This is a genomic window from Pseudomonas sp. StFLB209 (assembly GCF_000829415.1).
Classification (GTDB): domain Bacteria; phylum Pseudomonadota; class Gammaproteobacteria; order Pseudomonadales; family Pseudomonadaceae; genus Aquipseudomonas.
Window position 1 is genome coordinate 2,711,221 of record NZ_AP014637.1, and the last position, 21,048, is coordinate 2,732,268.

Annotated in this window: 20 protein-coding genes; 12 read left to right on the top strand and 8 right to left on the bottom strand. The window is 61.3% G+C overall.

Annotated features, from left to right (window positions below; genetic code table 11):
- Nucleotide 1 precedes the first annotated feature (1 nt).
- From prmA to PSCI_RS12290, 8 genes are all read right to left on the bottom strand, one after another.
- On the bottom strand, nt 2-880 hold the full coding sequence (prmA, locus tag PSCI_RS12255) for a 50S ribosomal protein L11 methyltransferase (RefSeq protein WP_045486976.1): 879 nt from the start codon (nt 878-880) through the stop codon (nt 2-4).
- A 185-nt stretch (nt 881-1,065) separates the two neighbouring features.
- Nucleotides 1,066-2,412: an acetyl-CoA carboxylase biotin carboxylase subunit gene (gene accC / locus PSCI_RS12260; protein WP_045486979.1), complete on the bottom strand. Its 1,347-nt coding sequence runs from the start codon at nt 2,410-2,412 to the stop codon at nt 1,066-1,068.
- Nucleotides 2,413-2,429: 17 nt separating this feature from the next.
- Entirely contained in the window at nt 2,430-2,897 is a 468-nt protein-coding gene (accB, locus tag PSCI_RS12265; RefSeq protein ID WP_045486982.1) for an acetyl-CoA carboxylase biotin carboxyl carrier protein, read from the bottom strand.
- Nucleotides 2,898-2,959: 62 nt separating this feature from the next.
- A complete protein-coding gene (aroQ, locus tag PSCI_RS12270) occupies nt 2,960-3,412 on the bottom strand; it encodes a type II 3-dehydroquinate dehydratase (RefSeq protein ID WP_045486985.1) in 453 nt (150 codons plus the stop codon).
- A 126-nt stretch (nt 3,413-3,538) separates the two neighbouring features.
- Nucleotides 3,539-5,326 (bottom strand): protein-disulfide reductase DsbD, encoded by a 1,788-nt coding sequence (locus tag PSCI_RS12275; protein ID WP_045486988.1) that lies wholly within the window; start codon nt 5,324-5,326, stop codon nt 3,539-3,541.
- A gap of 82 nt (nt 5,327-5,408) precedes the next feature.
- Nucleotides 5,409-7,064, bottom strand: coding sequence for a diguanylate cyclase (locus PSCI_RS12280; protein WP_045486991.1), 1,656 nt, complete (start codon nt 7,062-7,064; stop codon nt 5,409-5,411).
- 232 nt (nt 7,065-7,296) lie between these two features.
- Nucleotides 7,297-7,593, bottom strand: a complete 297-nt coding sequence (locus PSCI_RS12285) for a cupin domain-containing protein (protein WP_045486994.1) — start codon at nt 7,591-7,593, stop codon at nt 7,297-7,299.
- The gene (locus tag PSCI_RS12290; protein ID WP_045486997.1) at nt 7,594-8,940 is read right to left on the bottom strand and encodes an aspartate aminotransferase family protein; all 1,347 of its coding nucleotides are present in this window, start codon (nt 8,938-8,940) and stop codon (nt 7,594-7,596) included.
- A gap of 125 nt (nt 8,941-9,065) precedes the next feature.
- On the opposite strand from PSCI_RS12290, the gene PSCI_RS12295 reads away from it, so the two are divergent.
- From PSCI_RS12295 to PSCI_RS12350, 12 genes are all read left to right on the top strand, one after another.
- A complete protein-coding gene (locus PSCI_RS12295; protein WP_045487000.1) occupies nt 9,066-9,977 on the top strand; it encodes a LysR family transcriptional regulator in 912 nt (303 codons plus the stop codon).
- Between the two features lie 219 nt (nt 9,978-10,196).
- The gene (locus PSCI_RS12300; protein WP_045487003.1) at nt 10,197-11,039 is read left to right on the top strand and encodes a substrate-binding periplasmic protein; all 843 of its coding nucleotides are present in this window, start codon (nt 10,197-10,199) and stop codon (nt 11,037-11,039) included.
- Nucleotides 11,040-11,091: 52 nt separating this feature from the next.
- Nucleotides 11,092-11,916, top strand: a complete 825-nt coding sequence (locus tag PSCI_RS12305) for an amino acid ABC transporter ATP-binding protein (RefSeq protein WP_084709948.1) — start codon at nt 11,092-11,094, stop codon at nt 11,914-11,916.
- 11 nt (nt 11,917-11,927) lie between these two features.
- A complete protein-coding gene (locus PSCI_RS12310; RefSeq protein ID WP_045487006.1) occupies nt 11,928-12,599 on the top strand; it encodes an amino acid ABC transporter permease in 672 nt (223 codons plus the stop codon).
- A gap of 10 nt (nt 12,600-12,609) precedes the next feature.
- On the top strand, nt 12,610-13,275 hold the full coding sequence (locus PSCI_RS12315) for an amino acid ABC transporter permease (protein ID WP_045487014.1): 666 nt from the start codon (nt 12,610-12,612) through the stop codon (nt 13,273-13,275).
- A gap of 41 nt (nt 13,276-13,316) precedes the next feature.
- A complete protein-coding gene (locus tag PSCI_RS12320) occupies nt 13,317-14,198 on the top strand; it encodes a dihydrodipicolinate synthase family protein (RefSeq protein WP_045487017.1) in 882 nt (293 codons plus the stop codon).
- A gap of 65 nt (nt 14,199-14,263) precedes the next feature.
- Nucleotides 14,264-15,301 carry a 4-hydroxyproline epimerase gene (locus PSCI_RS12325; protein ID WP_045487020.1) on the top strand — a complete coding sequence of 346 codons (1,038 nt, stop codon included), beginning with the start codon at nt 14,264-14,266 and terminating at the stop codon, nt 15,299-15,301.
- Nucleotides 15,302-15,303: 2 nt separating this feature from the next.
- On the top strand, nt 15,304-16,590 hold the full coding sequence (locus PSCI_RS12330) for an NAD(P)/FAD-dependent oxidoreductase (RefSeq protein WP_045487023.1): 1,287 nt from the start codon (nt 15,304-15,306) through the stop codon (nt 16,588-16,590).
- Nucleotides 16,587-18,068: an aldehyde dehydrogenase family protein gene (locus PSCI_RS12335; RefSeq protein WP_045487026.1), complete on the top strand. Its 1,482-nt coding sequence runs from the start codon at nt 16,587-16,589 to the stop codon at nt 18,066-18,068. Before PSCI_RS12330 ends, PSCI_RS12335 begins: the two co-directional genes overlap by 4 nt.
- A 146-nt stretch (nt 18,069-18,214) precedes the next feature.
- Entirely contained in the window at nt 18,215-19,243 is a 1,029-nt protein-coding gene (locus tag PSCI_RS12340; protein ID WP_045487029.1) for a proline racemase family protein, read from the top strand.
- Between the two features lie 49 nt (nt 19,244-19,292).
- Nucleotides 19,293-19,997, top strand: coding sequence for a GntR family transcriptional regulator (locus PSCI_RS12345; protein ID WP_045487032.1), 705 nt, complete (start codon nt 19,293-19,295; stop codon nt 19,995-19,997).
- A gap of 169 nt (nt 19,998-20,166) precedes the next feature.
- The gene (locus PSCI_RS12350; RefSeq protein ID WP_045487035.1) at nt 20,167-20,874 is read left to right on the top strand and encodes a GntR family transcriptional regulator; all 708 of its coding nucleotides are present in this window, start codon (nt 20,167-20,169) and stop codon (nt 20,872-20,874) included.
- Nucleotides 20,875-21,048 lie beyond the last annotated feature (174 nt).

The following is a 21,048-nucleotide window of genomic DNA, read 5'->3' on the forward strand; positions in this document are numbered from 1 at the left end:
ATCAGCGGCGACGGCCGGTGATGCGTACCCAGCCATCACGGTCGGCGATCGGGTCAAGGTCGAAGGTGTCGGCATAGGCTGCCGCCACTTCTTCGCCCTGTTCGGCCAGGATGCCTGACAGCGCCAGGCGACCGCCCGGCTTGACCAGGCTGGCCAGTTGCGGCGCCAGAGACACCAGCGGGCCGGCCAGGATATTGGCGACCAGCACGTCGGCAGGCTCGGCCGGCAAAGCCTCGGGCAGGTACAGCGGCAGGCGTTCGGCAGCAATGCCGTTGCGTCCGGCGTTGTCGCGCGAAGCCTCCAGGGCCTGAACGTCGATGTCAGTACCGACCGCCAGCTCTGCGCCCAGCAGCAGGGCGGCGATGGCCAGAATGCCCGAGCCGCAGCCAAAATCCAGTACCGTGCAGCCGTTCAGGTCCTGGCCGTCAAGCCATTCCAGGCACAGGCCGGTAGTCGGGTGGGTGCCGGTGCCGAAGGCCAGGCCCGGATCGAGCAGCAGGTTTACGGCGTCCGGTTGCGGTGCGGCATGCCAGCTCGGCACGATCCACAGGCGCTGGCCAAACTGCATGGGTTTGAAGTCATCCATCCAGCTGCGTTCCCAGTCCTGATCCTCGATCACTTCGGCGCTGTGTTCGGGCAGCTCGGCATCGGTCAGCAGGCGCAGGTGGGCCAACGCGATATCGGCATCGGTGTCGGCCTCGAACAGCGCCAGCAGGTGGGTGTGGGTCCACAGCGGCGTGGTGTTGAGTTCAGGCTCGAAGATCGGCTGGTCTTCCGCGTCCATGAACGTGACCGAGACCGCGCCGACTTCAAGCAGGGCGTTCTCGTAGGTCTCGGCTTGTTCCGGGCTGATGGCGAGGCGGACTTGCAGCCATGGCATGGCGGTGTACCTATGAAAATGACAGGAAAGCCGCGCAGTTTACTTCAGGTCTGCGTCAAAAGCTTGTGAAGGGTTTGCTCGGCAAACTGTCCGGATGTCGCAGTGCTATCCGATCGCTGGCTGAAAACGCACAGACCCCGCCGAGGCGGGGTCTGTAGATCTGTCGCATCACGCTGTACAGAGAATTACTTCTCGCTGGCCAGCTTGTGTTCCAGATAGTGGATGTTGACGCCGCCTTTGCAGAAGCCTGCATCACGGGTCAGATCACGGTGCAGCGGGATGTTGGTCTTGATGCCATCGACCACGATCTCGTCCAGCGCGTTGCGCATACGGGCCATGGCCTCGTCGCGGGTGGCGCCCCAGGTGATCAGCTTGCCGATCAGCGAGTCGTAGTTGGCCGGGACCTTGTAGCCGCTGTACAGGTGCGAGTCGACACGCACACCGTTGCCGCCTGGCGCATGGAAGTGCTTGACCAGGCCCGGGCTCGGGATGAACGTGCGGGCGTCTTCAGCGTTGATCCGGCACTCCAGTGCGTGACCGTTGATGACGACGTCATCCTGGGTGTACGAGAGTTTGTTGCCGGCGGCGATGCTGAGCATCTCCTTGACGATGTCGATACCGGTGACCATTTCCGAAACCGGGTGTTCGACCTGTACGCGGGTGTTCATCTCGATGAAGTAGAACCGACCGTTCTCGTACAGGAATTCGAACGTGCCCGCCCCGCGGTAGCCGATTTCGATACATGCACGTACGCAGCGATCGAACACTTCCTGGCGAGCCTGCTCGTCGATGCCCGGTGCCGGCGCTTCTTCGAGTACTTTCTGGTGGCGGCGTTGCAGCGAGCAGTCGCGGTCACCCAGATGGATTGCGTTGCCCTGGCCATCGGACAGTACCTGAACTTCCACGTGACGCGGGTTGGTCAGGAACTTCTCGAGGTACACCATCGGGTTGCCGAACGCGGCACCGGCTTCGGTACGGGTCAGCTTGGCCGAGGAAATCAGGTCCTCTTCCTTGTGCACCACGCGCATGCCGCGACCACCACCGCCACCGGCGGCCTTGATGATCACCGGGTAGCCAACCTCGCGGGCGATGGCCAGTGCGGTCTCTTCGTCTTCAGGCAGCGGGCCGTCAGAGCCGGGTACGGTCGGTACGCCGCTCTTGATCATCGCGTCCTTGGCCGAAACCTTGTCGCCCATCAGGCGAATGGTGTCGGCTTTCGGGCCGATGAAGGCAAAACCGGATTTTTCGACCTGCTCGGCGAAGTCGGCGTTTTCTGCCAGGAAACCGTAGCCAGGGTGGATCGCCGTGGCGCCGGTCACTTCCGCCGCCGAGATGATCGCCGGAATGTTCAGGTACGACTGGGTAGCGATGGCCGGACCGATACAGACAGTTTCGTCCGCCAGGCCCAGGTGCATCAGCTCACGGTCGGCCGTGGAGTGCACAGCGACGGTCTTGATGCCCAGTTCCTTACAGGCACGCAAGATGCGCAAGGCGATTTCGCCGCGGTTGGCGATCAGGACTTTTTCCAGCATCGCAGGGTCTCCCTGGTTCAAACGATGGTGAACAGCGGCTGGTCGAACTCAACCGGCTGGCCGTTCTCTACCAGGATGGACTCGATCACGCCGCTGGTTTCGGCTTCGATGTGGTTCATCATTTTCATCGCTTCGACGATGCACAGGGTGTCGCCCTTCTTGACGGTCTGACCCACTTCAACGAATGCAGGCGAGGTCGGCGAAGGCGTGCGGTAGAAGGTGCCGACCATTGGCGACTTGACGGCGTTACCGTTGAGCTTGGGCGCAGCAGGTGCAGCGTCGGCGGCAGGTGCGGCAGGTGCGGCGGCCGGGGCCGGTGCAGCGGCGACCGGGGCGGCAACCGGAGCTGGCGCGTAGTACGGCTGGGCTGGAGTCTTGCTGTGACGGCTGATCCGTACGGATTCTTCGCCTTCACGGATTTCCAGTTCGTCGATACCGGACTCTTCCAGCAGTTCGATCAGTTTCTTGACTTTACGGATATCCATTAATCATCAACTCCCAAAGGGTCTGTAGGGTGCAATTCGGCAGCCGGTTCAGGCCGTGCCGGTCAAGGCTTGGCGTTCTTGGCCAAATGTTCCAGGGCGGCTTCCAGGGCCATGCGGTATCCGCTGGCGCCCAGGCCGCAGATCACTCCTACCGCAACATCGGAGAAGTAGGAGTGATGACGGAAAGGTTCGCGTTTATGCACGTTCGATAAATGCACTTCGATGAATGGGATGCTCACTCCCATGATCGCGTCACGTATTGCCACGCTAGTGTGCGTGAACGCTGCCGGATTGATGACGATGAAGTCCACCCCCTCATCGCGGGCAGCGTGAATGCGATCGATCAATTCATACTCGGCGTTGCTTTGCAGGTACATCAGGTGATGGCCGGCATCGCGGGCGCGCTGCTCCAGGTCCTGGTTGATCTGCGCCAGGGTGGTGGTGCCATACACACCGGGTTCACGGGTGCCGAGCAGATTCAGGTTCGGGCCATGCAGGACCAGCAGGGTCGCCATCGTCGATTCCTTTTTATTCACGAGCGTTTTTGTGCCGCGACTATGCCGCAAGGGTCAAGATCTGTCCAGTTAACAACAGTAGTCAACACGATAAGCGATAATCGCGCAAAATTTGTGACCCGGATGTTAGATCTGGTCATTTGCCCCGTTTAACCGCTCGATCAGGCCGTTGGCATCGATTTCGCCGACAACTCGCACATTTTTCAGCTCTTCGCCGCTTTTATCGAAAAATAGCAGCGCTGGCGGGCCAAACAGCTTGTAGCGGTCGAGCAGCGCGCGTTGCTCGGCGTTGCTCTCGGTCATGTCGAAACGCACCCGGCTAAAAGCCGACAGACGGGCAACCACTTGCGGGTCGGGCAGCACTTCATGCTCGATGACCTTGCAACTGATGCACCAGTCGGCGTACCAGTCCAGGACCAGTGGCTGCCCGGCATTGCGCGCCGCTTCCAGCGCCGCCTCCAGCTCGCCGGTGGTGCGGATGGTCTGCCACTGGCTTTCGCCGGTCACGCTGGCGACACTCATGGCTACCGCCTGGGGCCTGCCCAGTGGACGCAACGGATCGGTTTCGCCCTTGAGTGCGCCGTACCAGCACGCCAGAGCGTAGACCAGTAAAAACAGACCGAGTAGTTGCGCAAGGGTCTGGCGGGTGGTTTTTTCGCTGAAATTGAGGGTGCCCATAAACAGCGCAACGCCGGCCGCCAGCAGGCCGATCAGCAGCAGGGTGATCTCGCCGGGCAATACCCGGCTCAGCAGGCCGATGGCCAGGCCCAGCAGCAATACGCCAATGGCGTTCTTTACCGTTTCAAGCCACGGGCCGCTTTTCGGCAGCCAGGTGGCACCGCCGGTGCCGACCACAATCAGTGGCAAGCCCATGCCCAGCCCCAGCGCGAACAGCTTCAGGGCGCCACCGATGGCATCGCCGCTGGCGCTTATATAGAGCAACGCACCGGCCAGCGGCGCAGACACGCAAGGCGAAACCAGCAGGCTGGACAACACGCCCAGTACCGCCGCACCCCACAACGACCCGCCCTGGGTTTTACCGGCGATGCGATCGAGCCTTGAACTGAGCGCATCCGGCAGACGCAGTTGAAAGGCGCCGAACATGGCCAGCGCGAACACCACGAAAAACAGCGCGAACGGCACCAGCACCCAGGCCGATTGCAGGCGGGCCTGCAGGTTGAGGCTGGCGCCGAACACGCCCATCAGTGCGCCCAGCAGCGCAAAACAGGCCGCCATGGGCAGCACATAGGCCAGCGACAGGCTCAAGCCCCGCAACCCGCCGACCTGACCGCGCATCACCACGCCAGACAGAATCGGCAGCATCGGCAGTACGCACGGGGTAAAGGTCAGGCCGATGCCGGCCAGCAGAAACAGCGCCAGTTCTTTCCAGCTCCAGGGCTGTACCGCTGCGCTACCTGTGGCACTGGCCGTTGCATCAGCCACATTGCCGATGTCCAGCCGTTCGGTTTCCGGTGGGTAGCACAGGCCGTGGTCGGCGCAGCCCTGATAAGTGACGGCCAGGGTGAACGGGCGCTGCTCATCGGGGTTGCGCGGCAACTCGATATCGACGATGCCGTGATAGACCTCCACGTCGCCGAAGTACTCGTCATGCTTCTGTTCACCGGCGGGCAGGCGCGCTTCGCCCAGGCCGGCATCGGCCGGCTCGCTGCGGAACTGGAAGCGATGGCGATACAGGTAATAGCCGTCAGCCGCCACCAGGCGCAGCTTGACCGCCTGCGGTGTGGTTTCGATCAGGCTCAGCTGGAAAGCCTGGCGGACCGGCAGAAATTGCTTGCTGTTATCCAGGGTCGAGCTGCCCAGCGTTGCCGAGGGGCGGCTGTCCAGTAGGCCGGAAGCCTGAGCCTGGACGGGAAGGGTGAGCAGCAACAGCATGATCAGTAGCAGGCGGCGCATGGCAACCTCAAATCGCGGCAAAGGTGCGCATGATAACCAAGCGCGCCGGATTGTGCTGGAGAGCGGTTTGTAAGAGCGGGTTTCAGGCCTCGATGGCCGGCCATTCAAGTGCGTGGTTTGCTGTATTCAAGGCTGACTGGACCTGATTGCGCCCGGACTTCTTGGCGCGGTACAGCGCACTGTCGGCCAAAGCGGCCAGGGTCTGGCTATCGTCTTGCGGATGCAGGCTGACCACTCCGGCGCTAAAGGTACAGGCCAGGTCCAGTGGTTGGGCGGGGTAATGCACTTCGGCAAAGCCCTGACGGATCCTGTCCAGCACCTTATGGGCGTTGTAGAGGTCGGTGTCGGGCATGACGATGGCGAACTCTTCGCCACCATAACGGCCGATCAGATCAGTCTTGCGCAGCCGTTGCTTGAGAAACAGCGCCAGGCTTTTGATCACCCGGTCGCCCATGGGGTGGCCGTGGCTGTCATTGACCCTTTTGAAGTGGTCGATATCCAGCATCGCGAAGCACAGCGGCTTATTGTCGCGGCGGGCCTGAAAGCAGCAGTCTTCAAGGCACTGGAGGATATGCGTGTGGTTAAACAGCCCGGTCAGGCTGTCGCGGATCATGCGTGCCTTCAGGTGCCGGGCCCGGTTGACGCGGTTGCGCACCGTGGTCACCAGATGCCTGGGCTTGATCGGTTTGGTCAGGAAGTCATCGCCTGCTTCGCTCAGCGCATCAAGCTGTTTATCCAGATCGTCCTCGGCCGACAGGTAGATGATCGGTACGCCGACATAACGATCATTGTGACGAATGACCTTGGCCAGCTCCCGCCCCGTGCAGCCTGGCATGTACATATCGAGGATGATCAGGTCTGGCTGAAACTGCGCCAGCTCGCTCATGGCCTGGATCGGGTCCAGCAAGATCCGGGTGACGATGCCTGCGCTATTGAGTGCCTGCTCGGTGTAGAGGGCCTGCGAGCGCGAATCGTCGATGATCAACACCTTGTACGGCTCATAGCCATCGGCGCGGGTCAGGGTTTCGATCTTTTCCAGCAGAATCGAGGCGTCCAGTGAGCCGGTCAGGAACTCATCGCCACCGGCGCGCACCGCCGCCAGGCGGGTGGGGGTATCAGCTTCGTCACGACTGAAAAACAGCAGCGGCGCTCTGACGGGCAGAGTGTGCTGCAAGTCTGTCGCCAGCTTCAGGCCTGCGCCGGGGGAGGAAAAATCAACATCCATGATAATGGCCGCCGGCTGGCGCTGTTGCAGTGCCGTGTGCAGGCTGGCCACGTTATCCAGCGCCAGCGCTGCGCACCCGAAGAACTCCAGTTGCCGGGCCAGTTGTTCACTGTCTTCGCGGTGACGCAAGGCAATATAAACAGGCGTGCGCAGAGGTGGCAGGGTGGTCTGCTGCAGCCGGTCTCCATGACGCAGGCCGGTTTGCGAAAGTTGCTGCATCAGCAGGCTGATTTCACTGATCAACTCGCTGTTAAGCCGGCCCTGGTTGGCTTGCAGGCTGGCGACCAGATCACCAAGCTGCTGCGCCAGACGCAAATGCTCGGTCTGCCCGAAGCGTTCCGCACTGCGTAACAGATCCCGAGCCGCTTCCTTGAGCTCATCCAGATCAGTCGGCGTCCACTCGCCTTTATGCAGGCGTTGCCAAATCTCAAGGATCTGCCGCACCTGAAGCACGACCCGCTGGGCAAAATAAAGCTTGAGACGCTCGCGACTGGGATCAGATGCTTCGGTCATTGGCGGGCTGCTGGAGAGGCGGCTAAAGGAGGGTTGATGGCGCTATGCTAGCACCGTCATCTTTGCCGTGGTGTGCCGCAGGTCACCAAACCGTCAAAAAGGCGCACACTTTTTTATGACGATTTATTTACCGCTGACGACCGTTCGTCGGAAGGGGCGTCAGCTTCAGGCGCAGAACGTCTTCGTGCCTGAAGCTTTGATCAATCTGGCAGCGCTGGCTGCCAGTTGGCTATTAACGCTGCGGTTTGAGTTCGGTCTCGACGAATACCACTTCATGGTCACTGGCGTTGATCACATTGTGTTCAACACCGGCTTTGCGAAAGTAGCTCTGCCCAGCTCCCAAGGGCGCGTATTTATCGCCCTCTGGGGTTTCTAGCAGCAAGGTGCCGCTGGTCAGCGGCACCACCACATAGTCATAACCATGGCGATGCAAGCCAGTCTCGGCACCCGGCGCGAAGCGCCACTCGGTGATGGTCACCTGCTCGTTATCGACCTGTACCTTCGGCACGGCCTGTGGACGCAGGCTCACTTACTTGATGCCCTGTAAAGCCTGACCAACGGCATCGAACATCCGGTCCAGATCCTGCGGCTGGGCGTTGAAGGTCGGGCCGAACTGCAGGGTATCGCCGCCAAAGCGTACATAAAAGCCGGCTTTCCACAGCGCCATGCCCGCTTCGAACGGACGTACGATCGGGTCGCCGTCGCGGGGGGCCAGTTGCAGGGCGCCCGCCAGCCCGCAGTTGCGGATGTCGATCACATGTTGCGCGCCTTTAAGGCCATGGATGGCGTTCTCGAAGTGCGGTGCCAGTTCGGCGGATTGCTGCACCAGGTTTTCCTTTTCCAGCAGCTCCAGCGAAGCGATACCGGCCGCGCAGGCCACCGGGTGCGCCGAGTAAGTGTAGCCATGGGAGAATTCGACCGCGTGCTCGGGCAGGTTCTGGCTCATGAAAGTGTTGTAGATCTCGCTGCTGGCGACGACTGCGCCCATCGGGATGGCTCCGTTGGTCACCTGCTTGGCGATGTTCATGATGTCCGGGGTGACACCGAAGTACTCGGCGCCGGTCCATTTACCCATGCGGCCAAAGGCCGTGATCACTTCGTCAAAGATCAGCAGGATATTGTGCTGGTCACAGATCTCGCGCAGACGCTTGAGGTAGCCCACCGGCGGCACGATAACACCGGCCGAGCCGGACATCGGCTCGACGATGACCGCCGCGATGTTCGAGGCGTCATGCAGTTCGATCAGTTTCAGCAGTTCATTGGCCAGCTCGACACCGCCGGTTTCAGCCGCGCCTTTGGTAAAGGCCAGATGCGGCTGCAAGGTGTGCGGCAGGTGATCGACGTCCATGAACTGGCCGAACATCTTACGGTTGCCGCCTATCCCGCCCAGTGAGGTGCCGGCGATGTTCACGCCGTGATAGCCGCGGGCGCGGCCGATCAGTTTGGTTTTCTGTGCCTGGCCTTTCAGGCGCCAGTAGGCACGCGCCAGTTTCACCGAGGTGTCGGCGCTCTCGGAGCCGGAGCCGGTGAAGAACACATGATCCAGGCCGGCCGGGGTCAGACTGGTGATTTTCTCTGCCAGCTTGAATGACAGCGGGTGGCCGTACTGGAAGGCCGGTGAGTAATCCAGGGTGCCCAACTGTTTGGCTACCGCTTCCTGGATTTCCTTGCGCGAGTGACCCGCGCCGCAGGTCCACAAACCTGACAGGCCGTCATAGATGCGCCGGCCCTGGTCATCAATCAGCCAGCTACCTTCTGCCCCGACAATCAGGCGCGGGTCGCGCTTGAAGTTGCGGTTGGCCGAAAACGGCATCCAGTGGGCGTCCAGCTTGAGCTGACTGGCCAGCGAAGGGGGTTGCTGCAGAGCCTGATTCATGAGGTGAACCCTGTTGTTATGAGGGGTTATGGATGACGACAGCTTGTGCCTGCGCAATGGGTGAGTTAAATCTATATCTTCTAAAGTTAAGTTATTGAATGGCTCACCTATGAGGCGTGAATCCCATGGCGCGTAAACCGCCGCTCAGCCAGGTGAGTGATTTCGACCTGCGCCTGCTGCGGCTTTTCAAAACCGTAGTCGAGTGCGGCAGTTTTTCCGCAGCCGAAGGGGCATTGGGCATCAGCCGCTCGGCGATCAGCTTGCACATGAGTGATCTGGAAAAGCGCCTGGGCATGCGGCTTTGCCAGCGCGGCCGGGCCGGTTTTGCCCTGACCGATGAGGGCCGTGAGGTACTGCGCGCCAGCGACACGCTGCTGGCGGCCATCGAAGGCTTTCGCAGTGAAGTGAACCTGATGCACCGGCAACTGCGCGGTGACCTGAACATCGGTATCGTCAACAATCTGGTCACCCAGCCGAAGATGCGTATCACCCGGGCACTCAAGGCCGTGCGCAGTGAGGGCGCCGGGGTGCGCATCAATCTGAGCATGAGCACCCCGGGCGAGATCGAACGCGGCCTGCTCGACGGCCGTCTGCATGTCGGCGCCATCCCGCTGATCGCCCCCTTGTCGGGGCTCGATTACACCTGGCTCTACGAAGAACGTTCCAACCTGTATTGCAGCCATGACCATCCGTTGTTCGCCCGCGCCGCCTTGGTGAGCAACGAAGAACTGCAGGATTTCGATGCCGTGGTGCCCAGCTACCGGATGACCGCCGAGGCCATCGGCCTGCATCAGTTGCTCAACTGTGTGGCTTCGGCCAGTGACCGCGAAGGCATCGCGTTTCTGATCCTGACCGGTAGCTACATCGGCTATTTGCCTGACCATTACGCGGCAGTGTGGGTCGAGAAGGGGCTAATGGCAGCACTGTGCCCGGAGCGATTGTTCTTCGAGACCCGACTGGCGATTGCCACCCGCAAGGGGCGCCGCCAGAACCTGGTGCTGGACCACTTTCTCGAGGCGTTGCAGCACTCGCACTGAGCGGCGCATTTCCCATTTAGCGACCTCTGACCCGAGCCGGCCATGTGCCGGCTCGGGTGTTTTCGTGTGGGCGTAAAAAATCACGTGAGCTGTTGACACGAACTTTTACGTGGTCCTAATCTGTATGCAGCGCTGAGCACAGTTGGAAATACAATTAAATATGCAGCGCTGATCGGCTAACTCTTCTGCCTAAAACAACAATGTTACGGAGAGATTCAAATGGCTCGGTTATTCCCTCGCGTTATCCGCAATGCTCTGATCGGTGCGACTGCCATCGGAGCCTTGCTGTCTCAGGTCCCTGCCCAGGCGGCCGAGACCCAGATCTGGAAAGACATCCAGAAAGCCGGTGTGCTGCGCTGCGGGGCTGCCGTGGCAGCGCCTTATGTGATGCGCGATGCGCGCTCCGGGGAATACAGCGGTTATTTCGTCGACCTGTGCCGTGACTTCGGCGAGAAGGTGCTGAAGGTCAAGGTCGAGTTCGTCGACACCAATTGGGACAACCTGGTCGCTGGCCTGCAGGGCGGCAAATGGGACCTGGCCATGGCCCTGAACCAGACGCCGGAACGCGCCCTGGCAGTGGGTTTTTCGGTACCGGCCACCGACTATCAGATCTCATTGCTGGTCAACAAGGACAACCCCAAGTTCAACGGTGCCGGTCAGACGGTGGCCGACTATGACAAAGAAGGTGTGACCTTCGCGGTCATGTCCGGCACAGCCCAGGACAAGGCGATCTCCGCGGTGGTCAAGCACGGCAAGGTCATGCGCTTGCCGGGCATGGATGAAGCCCGCCTGGCAGTGATGTCCAAACGGGCTGATGTGATGGTAGATGCCAGCGACACCAACCGCCTGTTCGCCGTGGCCAACCCCGGCTGGACCAGGGAAGTGCTGCCAAAGCCTGCCATGGCCAAGCAGGGGGTCTCTTTCGGGGTGCGCCGCGACATCGCTCCGGCCGACCTGCAAGTGCTGAACATCTACCTCACCCAACGCCGTGACACCGGTGAAATCGACGCCTTGGTCGACAAGGCTTCGCAACAGGCCAACGCCGAAAAACCCGCTCAGTAAATCCTGCCGACGCCAGAGCGCGCAGCCCGGCTGCGCGCTCCAGGAGACTCACATGACAGCTTCCACTCTGGCGGCCATGCCGCCACGGTCCCCGCTCGCCCGCGAAAACGCCAGCGATGCTTTCATTCAACTGCGTGCGGTGTGCAAGTCCTATGGCGAGAGCCTGGTGGTCATGGACCACATGGACCTTGATATGCGTGCCGATGACCGGCTGGTGATCATCGGCCCGAGTGGTAGCGGCAAGAGCTCTTTGCTGCGGGTCATGATGGGGCTGGAAAGTATTCAGGCCGGCACCATCAGTTTTCAGGGCAAGCCGTATATCGACGGCAACGTGCGGCGCGGCAACGGCAAACCCACCGATGCCAGCCTGCAGACTCAGGTCGGCATGGTGTTTCAGCACTACACCCTGTTCCCGCACCTGTCGATTCTCGGCAACCTGATTCTGGCCCCGGTGAAAGTGCATGGCCTGTCGAAAGCCGAGGCCACCGAAAAGGCCCGCCTGCTGCTGGCCCGACTGGGTCTGGAAAGCAAGTTGCACGCCTATCCGAGCCAGTTGTCTGGCGGCCAGAAGCAGCGCGTGGCGATCGCCCGGGCCTTGATGCTCGAACCCAGGCTGATGCTGTTCGATGAAGTGACTTCGGCGCTGGACCCGGAAATGGTCATCGAAGTGCAGAACGTGATGCTGCAACTGGCTGACCAGAGGATGGCGATGATCATCGTCACCCACGACATGCATTTCGCCCGTGATATCGCCAGCCGCGTGGTGTTTTGCGCCAACGGCAAGGTAGTCGAGCAAGGGCCGCCGGCGCAGCTCTTCACTCAGCCCAAAGAACCCCGGACCCGGGAATTCCTGGAAAAAGTCCTGCATCTGGACTGAGGGCTCAGACCATGAACTATCAATTCGACTTCCATTTTCTCAACGGCAACTTCGGTGTGCTGTGGGAGGGGCTGAAGGTCACTCTGCAACTGGCGCTGGTGTCCAACATCATCGGGGTAGTGCTGGGTTTCGTGCTGTGTCTGCTGGCCATGAGCCGCTGGTTTTTCATTCGCTGGCCGGCGCAGTTGTTCATCGAATTTTTCCGCTGCACCCCGGCACTGCTGCAGATCGTCTGGTTCTTCTACTGCGTGCCGATGCTGTTTGACGTGTTCATCGATCCGGTGGCCATGGGCTTTCTGGCCTTGGGTCTGAACCTCACTGCATTTAACGCCGAGGCCTATCGCGCCGGTGTCCAGGCGGTGCCCCGTGAACATCTGGATGCCTGTGTGGCGCTGGGCCTGCGCCCTTGGCAGCAGACGCTGTACGTGATCCTGCCGCAGTCGTTGCGCAGTGCCTTGCCGGTGTTGATCACCAATGGCATCGGCACTTTGCAGCAGAGCGCCCTGGTCGCCATCGTTGCGGTCTCGGACCTGATGTACGTGGGCAAGAGCCTGGCCACCGAGGCCTATCGGCCGCTGGAAACCTACACCTTGATCGCCCTGATCTATTTCGCCCTGTCGCTGCCGATTGCCCAGTTGGTGCAATACATCGAGCGTCGTCAGGACACTGCGGCTGCGCGCTGAGGAGACCGCCATGAGTCTGGATTTTACTGTCGTCTTCTCCTACTGGCAGGTGCTGCTCAAAGGCTTGGCGCTGACCCTGGCCTTCACTGTGAGCTGCGCGCTGATCGGCAGCCTGCTCGGCTTTGCCCTGAGCCTGCTGCGCGGCAGCCGCTCGCGTCTGCTGACGTTGCCGACCACACTGTTTGTCGAGTTTTTTCGCGGTACGCCGTTGCTGATCCAGCTGTTCTGGATCTTCTTCTGCCTGCCGGTGATTTTCGGCATTGACGTGCCGCCGTATATCTCGGTGCTGACGTCCCTGACCTTATATATGGCGGCGATCACCTGCGAGACCTTCCGTGGCGCGCTCAAATCCATCGCCGGTGAGCAGCACGATGCCTGCGTCGCGCTGGGCCTGACCTCCAAGGTCAAAGTGCTCTACGTGATCTTCCCCCAGGCGCTGCTGCGCTCGGTACCGCCCTTGCTGTCGAACGTGGTCAGCCTGTTCAAGGAGAGTGCGCTGATCTCTTCGGTAGGCGTCGCTGACCTGATGTTCGTCGGCCAGAACATTTCCAACAGCACCGCCCGGCCGGTCGAGTTTCTCTCGGCGGTGGCGGTTATCTACTTCCTCGTGGCTTTCCCGCTGACCCGTCTGGTCGGTGTGGTCGAGGCGCGCATGTTGCGCCGCTATGCGTACTGACCCAACCCCTGCTAACTCCAACCCAAACCGGGAGAAATTCCATGCTTGAACTCAAAGGTATTGTGCCCGCCGTCGTGACCCCGTTCGATGACGATGGCAAGGTCAACCACGACACCCTGGCCGCGATCATCGAGCACCAGCTCAAGGCCGGCGTCACCGGCTTTGTGCCGCTGGGCTCCACGGGTGAGTACTACGCGCTGAGCAACCCCGAACGCCGTGAAGTGCTGGCCACCTTCAAAGCCGTGGTTGGCAACCGTGCCACCCTGATCGCCGGTGCCAACGGCTCGAGCACCCGCGAAGTGCTGGAGCAGGTGCAGCAGACTGTGGATGCCGGCTACACCAACCTGCTGATCGCGCCACCGTACTACGCGCTGCCATCTCAGGAAGAGCTACTGAGTCATTACCAGACCATTCTGGATGCGTTCCCGCAAATCAATCTGGTGCTCTACAACTACCCGGTACGCACCAACGTTGAAGTCGGCTTCAGTGTGCTGGACGGTCTCAAAGACCACCCACAGGTTATCGCGATCAAGGAAAGCAGCGGCAACCTGCTGCGTGCCATCGAAATCGGTGAGAACTACAAGGGCAAGCTGCAACTGTCTTGTGGCTCCGACGACCAGGCGCTGGACTTCTTCATCTGGGGCGCCACCAGCTGGATTTGTGGCCCGGCCAACATCTTCCCGGAGAAGGTCGTGGAGTTTTACAACAAGTTCAACACGGGCGACCTGGAGGGCGCGAAGAGCGTGATGCGCAGCCTGTTCCCGCTGATGGCCAACCTGGAAAGCAGCAAATTCGTGCAGAAGGTCAAGTACGGTACTGAACTGGCAGGCTTCAAGGCCGGTAACGCCCGTGCGCCGTTGCTGCCGCTGACTGACGACGAGAAAGTCGAACTGCGCAAACTGTACGAGGCTTTACAGCGTTGATTCATTCGCCGTATCGGCCACCACGCCAGACCGATACGGCATCATTGATCATTGAGTAGATAAACATGACTCGACACGCATTCACCTGTATCGAAGGTCACACCGAAGGCATGCCGGTGCGCATGGTCATCAGCGGCGCGCCCCAATTGCGTGGGGCGACCATGAGCGAACGCCGCGAGCACTTCATGGCCGAACACGACTGGGTTCGTCGCACCCTGATGCTTGAGCCTCGCGGCCACTCGCACATGTCCGGCACGCTCTTCTATCCGCCGGTGCGTGACGACAGTGACTTCAGCCTGCTGTTTATCGAAACCTCAGGCTGCCTGCCGATGTGCGGGCACGCGACCCTGGGCTCGATCACCTTCGCCCTTGAGGCCGGGTTGATCAGCCCAAGGACTGCGGGCCGCGTTGTGGTTGACGTACCGGCCGGGCAGATCCATGCCAGCTACTGTCAGAAGGGTGCCAAGGTGACGTCGGTGCGTTTCACCAACGTGCCGGGCTTTCTGCTGCACCGGGATGTCGAGCTGGATTTCCCGCCGCTGGGCAGGCTCAGGTTTGATATCGCCTATGGCGGCAACTTTTATCCGATCATCGAAGTGCAGGACAACTACCCGGGCTGCGAGCATTTCACCCCGCAACAGTTGCTGGAGTGGGGCTGTGAGTTCCAGGCGCTGGTCAATCGCGAGCTGGACGTGGTGCATCCCGAGAACCCCAGTATCCGTGGCGTCAAGCACTGCATGTGGACGGGTAAGCCGCTGTCATCGGACTCTGATGGACGTGCAGTGGTGATTGCCGGCACCAGCCTGATCGACCGTTCCCCGTGCGGCACCGGCAGTTCAGCCCGCGTCGCCCAGCGTTTTGCCCGTGGGCTGCTGGCTGCCGACGGTGCTTATCGGCATGAGAGCCTGATCGGCAGCTATTTCGTGGGTCGCGTCGAGCAGCAACTGCGACTGGAAACCGGTCTGGACGCGGTGCGCCCGAGTATCGAAGGTCGGGCGTGGATCACCGGACGCAGCTCATTCGATATCGATGACACCCAACCCTGGTGGGATGGTTTTGCTCTGCAAGACTACTCCGCTATCGCCCAAGGCCAAGAGGCTTGAACATGAACACCGCAGCAGCTCCCTCAACTCAGCAAAAGGCCGTGGTCATCGGCGGTGGCATCGTCGGCGTCTGCTGCGCGCTGTCGCTGCAACGCGAAGGCTTTGCCGTGACCCTGATCGACCCCGCTGCGCCGGGTGACAGCACCGCCAAATGGAGCTGCGGGCAGATGGCGGTCAGTGAAGTCATCCCGCTATCGAAACCCGGCATCCTGAAAAAGATCCCCGGCTGGCTGCTCGACCAGAAAGGCCCGCTGGCCCTGCGGCCTTCGGCGCTGCCGGGCATCCTGCCGTGGTTCGTGCGTTTTCTCGCGTGTGCCCGGCACAAGAAAATCGTGGAAATCGCCCAAGACATGGCGACCCTGACTGAACAGGTTTACACCGACTACGCGCCGCTGCTCGATAAATGCGCTGACAAGACCCTGCTGGGCGAGCGGCCGATCATTGAGGTGTTCGATTCGCCGGCGGGTATCGAGCATGAAAAACCCCACCTGGAGCTGCGTCATTCGCTGGGCTTCAAGTCCGAAGTGCTGGACGCCGCAGCCATTGCCGATCTGGAACCGGCGCTGGCCGGCAAATTCCGCTATGGCCTGCTGTTCCCGGACTGGCGCGCGGTGAGCGATACCAAGGGCTTCATTGCCGCGCTGACCCAGAGCTTTATCGACCAGGGTGGCGTGCGCGTACGCGACCAGGTCAAGTTCATCGACGAGTTTTCCGGCCGTGCCACCGGGGTGACCCTCGACAGCGGTGAGCGGCTGGCTGCCGACCATGTGGTGGTGGCGGCGGGTGCCGGATCGCGGCGCTTCTTCAGCCAGTTGGGTTTGAACATCCCGCTGGAAGGCATTGCCGGTTATCAGGCGCTACTGCCGCAACCGCAAGTGCAGATTCGCCACTCAATCATCTACGCCGACGGCGGCTTCTGCTTTGCGCCAATGACCCGTGGCCTGCAGATCGGCGGCACCATCGAATTCGCTGCTGCCGGTTCAGAGCCGAACTTCAAGCGCGCTGAAATCATTCTGGAGAAGGCTCGCCGGGTACTGCCGCAACTGCGTACCGAGAATCTCGAATTCGGCGTCGGCTACCGGCCGTTTTTGCCAGACACCAAGCCGGTTATCGACCGTGCTAGCCGTCTGGGCAACGTTTACCTCGCTTTCGGCCATGGCCAGCTCGGCCTGACCCTGGGCGCGACCACCGGGCGGCTGATCGCCGATCTGGCCAGCGGCCGCACGCCGGCCCAGAACCTCGCTCCCTTCAGCGCCCGGCGCTTTGCACTTTTTGGAGAGACCGCATGAAAACCTACGACCAGTTGTACATCGATGGCCAATGGGTCCGCCCCAAGCGCGGCGGCCTGTTCGATACCATCGACCCGAGCAATGAAGCGGTGATCACCCAAGTGGCGGCGGCGACTGCCGAAGACGTCGATCTGGCGGTCAAGGCGGCGCGCCGTGCCTTCGATGAAGGTCCATGGCCCAACCTCAAGGGCCGCGAGCGGGCGGCGGTACTGCGCGGCATCGCCAATGGCATTCGCGAGCGCCAGGAGCGTCTGGCCGAGCTGGAAGTGCGCGATAACGGCAAGCCGTTGCCAGAAGCGTTGTGGGATATCGGTGATACCGCTGGCTGTTTCGACTTCTATGCCGAGCTGGCCGAAGGCCTGGATGAGCAGCGCGAGCAGCCGATCACCTTGGCCGATGACCGTTTTACCTCTCTGGCGCGCAAAGAACCGGTGGGGGTGGCCGGGGCGATCATCCCGTGGAACTTCCCGATGCTGATGGCCGCCTGGAAAGTGGCCCCGGCGCTGGCCGCAGGCTGCACCATGGTGCTCAAACCTTCAGAGCTGACCCCGCTGACCGCCCTGGAACTGGCCGACATCGCCCATCAGGCCGGTCTGCCTGAGGGCGTGCTCAACGTAGTTACCGGTCTGGGCCCGGACGCTGGCGCGCCGTTGTCCGAACATCCTGGCATCGACAAGCTGGCATTCACCGGCAGCGTGCCGACCGGCAGCCGGATCATGCAGGCCGCTGCCAAAGACATCAAAAACATCAGCCTGGAGCTGGGTGGCAAGTCGCCGTTTATCATCTTTGACGACGCCGATATCGATGCAGCGGTCGAGTGGATCATGTTCGGTATCTTCTGGAACCAGGGCGAAGTCTGCTCGGCCACCTCGCGAGTGTTGGTCCAGCGTGATCTGTATGAGCCGCTGCTCAAGCGGCTGGTGCAAGTGACTGAGGAACTGAAAATCGGCAACGGCCTGGAAGAGGGCGTGTTGCTCGGGCCACTGGTCAACCGGGGGCAGTACGACAAGGTGCTGGCGGCCATCGCCAGGGGCCAGGAAGAGGGCGCGAAGCTGCTGACCGGCGGTACTCGCCCGACGCATCTCGACAAGGGCTACTTTTTGGCCCCGGCGATCTTTGCCGATGTACCTGAAGACAGCTGGATCTGGAACGAGGAAATCTTCGGTCCGGTGGTGTGCATCCGTGCCTTCGACGACGAAGCAGAAGCGCTGCGCAGTGCCAACGACTCACGGTTTGGTCTGGGGGCGGCGGTGATGTCCAAAGACCTGCCACGTGCCGAGCGCGTGGCGCGCAAACTGCGCGCCGGCATCGTCTGGATCAACTGCTCGCAGCCAACCTTCACCGAAGCGCCGTGGGGCGGCTACAAGCAGAGCGGGATTGGTCGCGAGCTGGGTGAGTGGGGGTTGAACAATTATCTGGAAACCAAGCAGATCACCCGCTACGACAGCGAACAGCCGTGGGGCTGGTACATCAAATAATGCCTTGACCCATCTTTGCAGGATCGAGCTTGCTCGCGAAAGGGGCGGGCCAGGCGCACATTTTCAGCGCCTGATCGATAGCCTTCGCGACCAAGGTCGCTCCTACAGTCGACCAGACCCACAGGATTTATCGGAAAGGGGGCGCCATGCGCTGGAAGAAAACGCTGCAGATTGTTGATGTGCATTGCGAAGGCGAGATCGGCAAGGTCATCACCGGCGGGGTGCTGGGCATCCCCGGTGAGACCATGCTCGACAAGATGAACTACATCAACCAGGTCGACGACAGCCTGCGCCGCCTGGTGATTTTTGAGCCACGTGGTTGCCTGCAGATGTCAGTCAACCTGCTGTTGCCACCGACCCGGCCCGAGGCCCATGCCGGCTTTATTGTGTTGCAGGCCGACAAGGCCCACCCGATGTCGGGCAGCAACTGCATCTGTGTGGTCACTGCGCTGCTGGAACTGGGCATGGTGCCGATGCAGGAGCCGCAAACCACGGTGGTGCTCGACACCCCGGCGGGTCTGGTCACTGCGCGGGCGCAGTGTGAAGACGGACGTTGCCTGAGCGTATCACTGGACATGGTGCCGGCCTTCGTCGAGCAACTGGATGTGCTCATCGACACTGAGCAGTTTGGCCCGATCAAGGCCGATATCGCTTTTGGTGGCGTGTATTACGCACTGATCGATGTCGAGCAGACCGGCCTGTCCATCGCTCCGGAACACGCCCGGGAGCTGGCCGCAGCCGGCGTGGCGTTGCGTGAGGTGATCAACCGCCAGGTCCGCGTGAGTCATCCTTTGATTCCTGCGCTCAATGACGTGGCTTATGTGATGTTCCGCAATCGCCTGAACGCCAGCACCTACCAGACCTGCACCACCTTGCCGCCGGGGCGGGTCGACCGCTCGCCGTGTGGCACCGGCAGTTCGGCCAACCTGGCGACCCTGGCAGCGCGCAAGCTGGTCGAAATCGGTGATCAGCTGACCTCGCGTTCGACCATCAATGGCGAGTTCAAGATCCAGTTGCTGGGCCGCACTGAAGTCGGTGGGCGCCCGGCAGTGCTGCCCAGGGTCACCGGCCGCGCCTGGGTCTACGGCATCCAGCAACTGGGCGTCGACCCGGATGATCCGCTGGCTGCAGGCTTCATGCTCAGTGACACCTGGGGGCCTGCGTTTCCCGCTTGACGTACCGCAGGCGGCCAGGGAGGCCGCCCGAAATCTTGAGGCCGATGCCATGAGCGAAATAACCACAACAACATCCGCCGCTCGCCGTCACGGTGGCCGGCAGCTCTATGATGAACTCCGCCTGCAGATTCTCACGCTGCGTCTCAAACCGGGTACGCCGCTGGACGAAGTGTCGCTGGCCGCGCAATTTGGTGTGTCGCGCTCGCCGGTGCGTGATGCGTTGGCGCGGCTGGTCAGTGAAGGCCTGGTGACCATCCTGGCGAACCGTACCGCGCTGGTCACGCCATTCGAGATCAATGAATTTCCCAAGTACATCGCCGCCATCGACCTGACTCAGCGGGCCGTGACCCGGCTGGCAGCGCTCAACCGCAGCGAGGCTGACCTGCAACGGATCTGCCAGGCCAATATCGACTACATCCAGGCACTGGACAGCGGCAACTTCCAGAACATGTCAGAACTGAACAAGGCTTTTCACATGCAGATCGCCCGTGCCGGGCGCAACGCTTACCTGACCCATGCTTACGAAAAGCTGCTTGGTGAAGGCCAGCGTTTGCTGCACCTGCATTTCGATTTCATCATGAGCACCCAGAGCCACAGTACGCCGCATCAGGATCATGAGCGGATCATTCAGGCTCTGACGAGACGTGACCCCGAAGCCGCCGAAGCGGCCGCCAGCGAGCACACGCTATTGTTCCGTGACCGGTTTTTGGCGTTCATGAAACAGAACATGACGCGATCGATCTCGGTTCAGTGAGCCCTGTACATGACAATCCGCACTTGCCTGTGCCAGCTCAGCCGTACTGATCCAGGCCACCCTTGCCGGCTGCGCTGTCGCAATGCCTGCATCCGACGTGCCGATAGCCTGCGTCAGGTGACTGGATTATCCTTGCGGCCTTGCAGGACCCTTCAGCAGAGAGCGGTAGATGAGTAACGATCAAGCAGTGCCGGAAAGTGGTGGCCGTCGCCACGGCGGGCGATACATCTATGAAGAACTGCGCAAGCAGATCCTCACCCTCAAGCTCAAGCCCGGTGCGCCGCTTGATGAGGTGTCGCTGGCAACCCAGTTCGGCCTGTCGCGCTCGCCGGTGCGCGATGCTCTGGCGCGGCTGGTCACTGAAGGGCTGGTTACCATCCTGCCCAACCGCACCCTGCTGGTCACTCCGTTCGAGATCGAAGAATTTCCGACCTACGTGTCGGCACTGGACCTGATCCAGCGCGCAGTCACCCGGCTGGCAGCGTTGCAGCGTACCGATGAAGAAATGCTACAGATCCGCGCCACCGAAGATGCCTACATGCGCGCCATCGCCGAAGGCGACTTCCAGTCGATGACCGAACTGAACAAGGCTCTGCACCTGGACATCGCCCGGGCCGGCAAGAACCCTTACCTGACCGACTGCTACGAGAAACTGCTCGGCGAAGGCCAGCGCCTGCTGCACTTGCAACTTGACTACATCGTTAACAGTGGCTCGACGACGCGCCTGGGCCGTGACCATGAGGACATCGTCGAAGCCATTGCCGCCAAGGACGCCGATGCCGCCGAACAGGCTGCCCATGAGCATACGATGCTGTTCCAGCGCCGCTTCCTGGATTTCATGCAGCAGAACCTGACCGCGCCGGTTCGGGTTTACTGACCATACAGTTAGGTACTGTTTATCTCGGTGGGAGCGACCTTGGTCGCGAAAGGGCCGGTAAGGTCACAGCATCTGCTGTGAATGTGCCGCAGTCTTCGCAAGCAACCGGAGCGCGGGCCGGCTGCTCCCACCGGTCTAACCGAACAGATTGGCTGATCGCCCGACACTCATTGT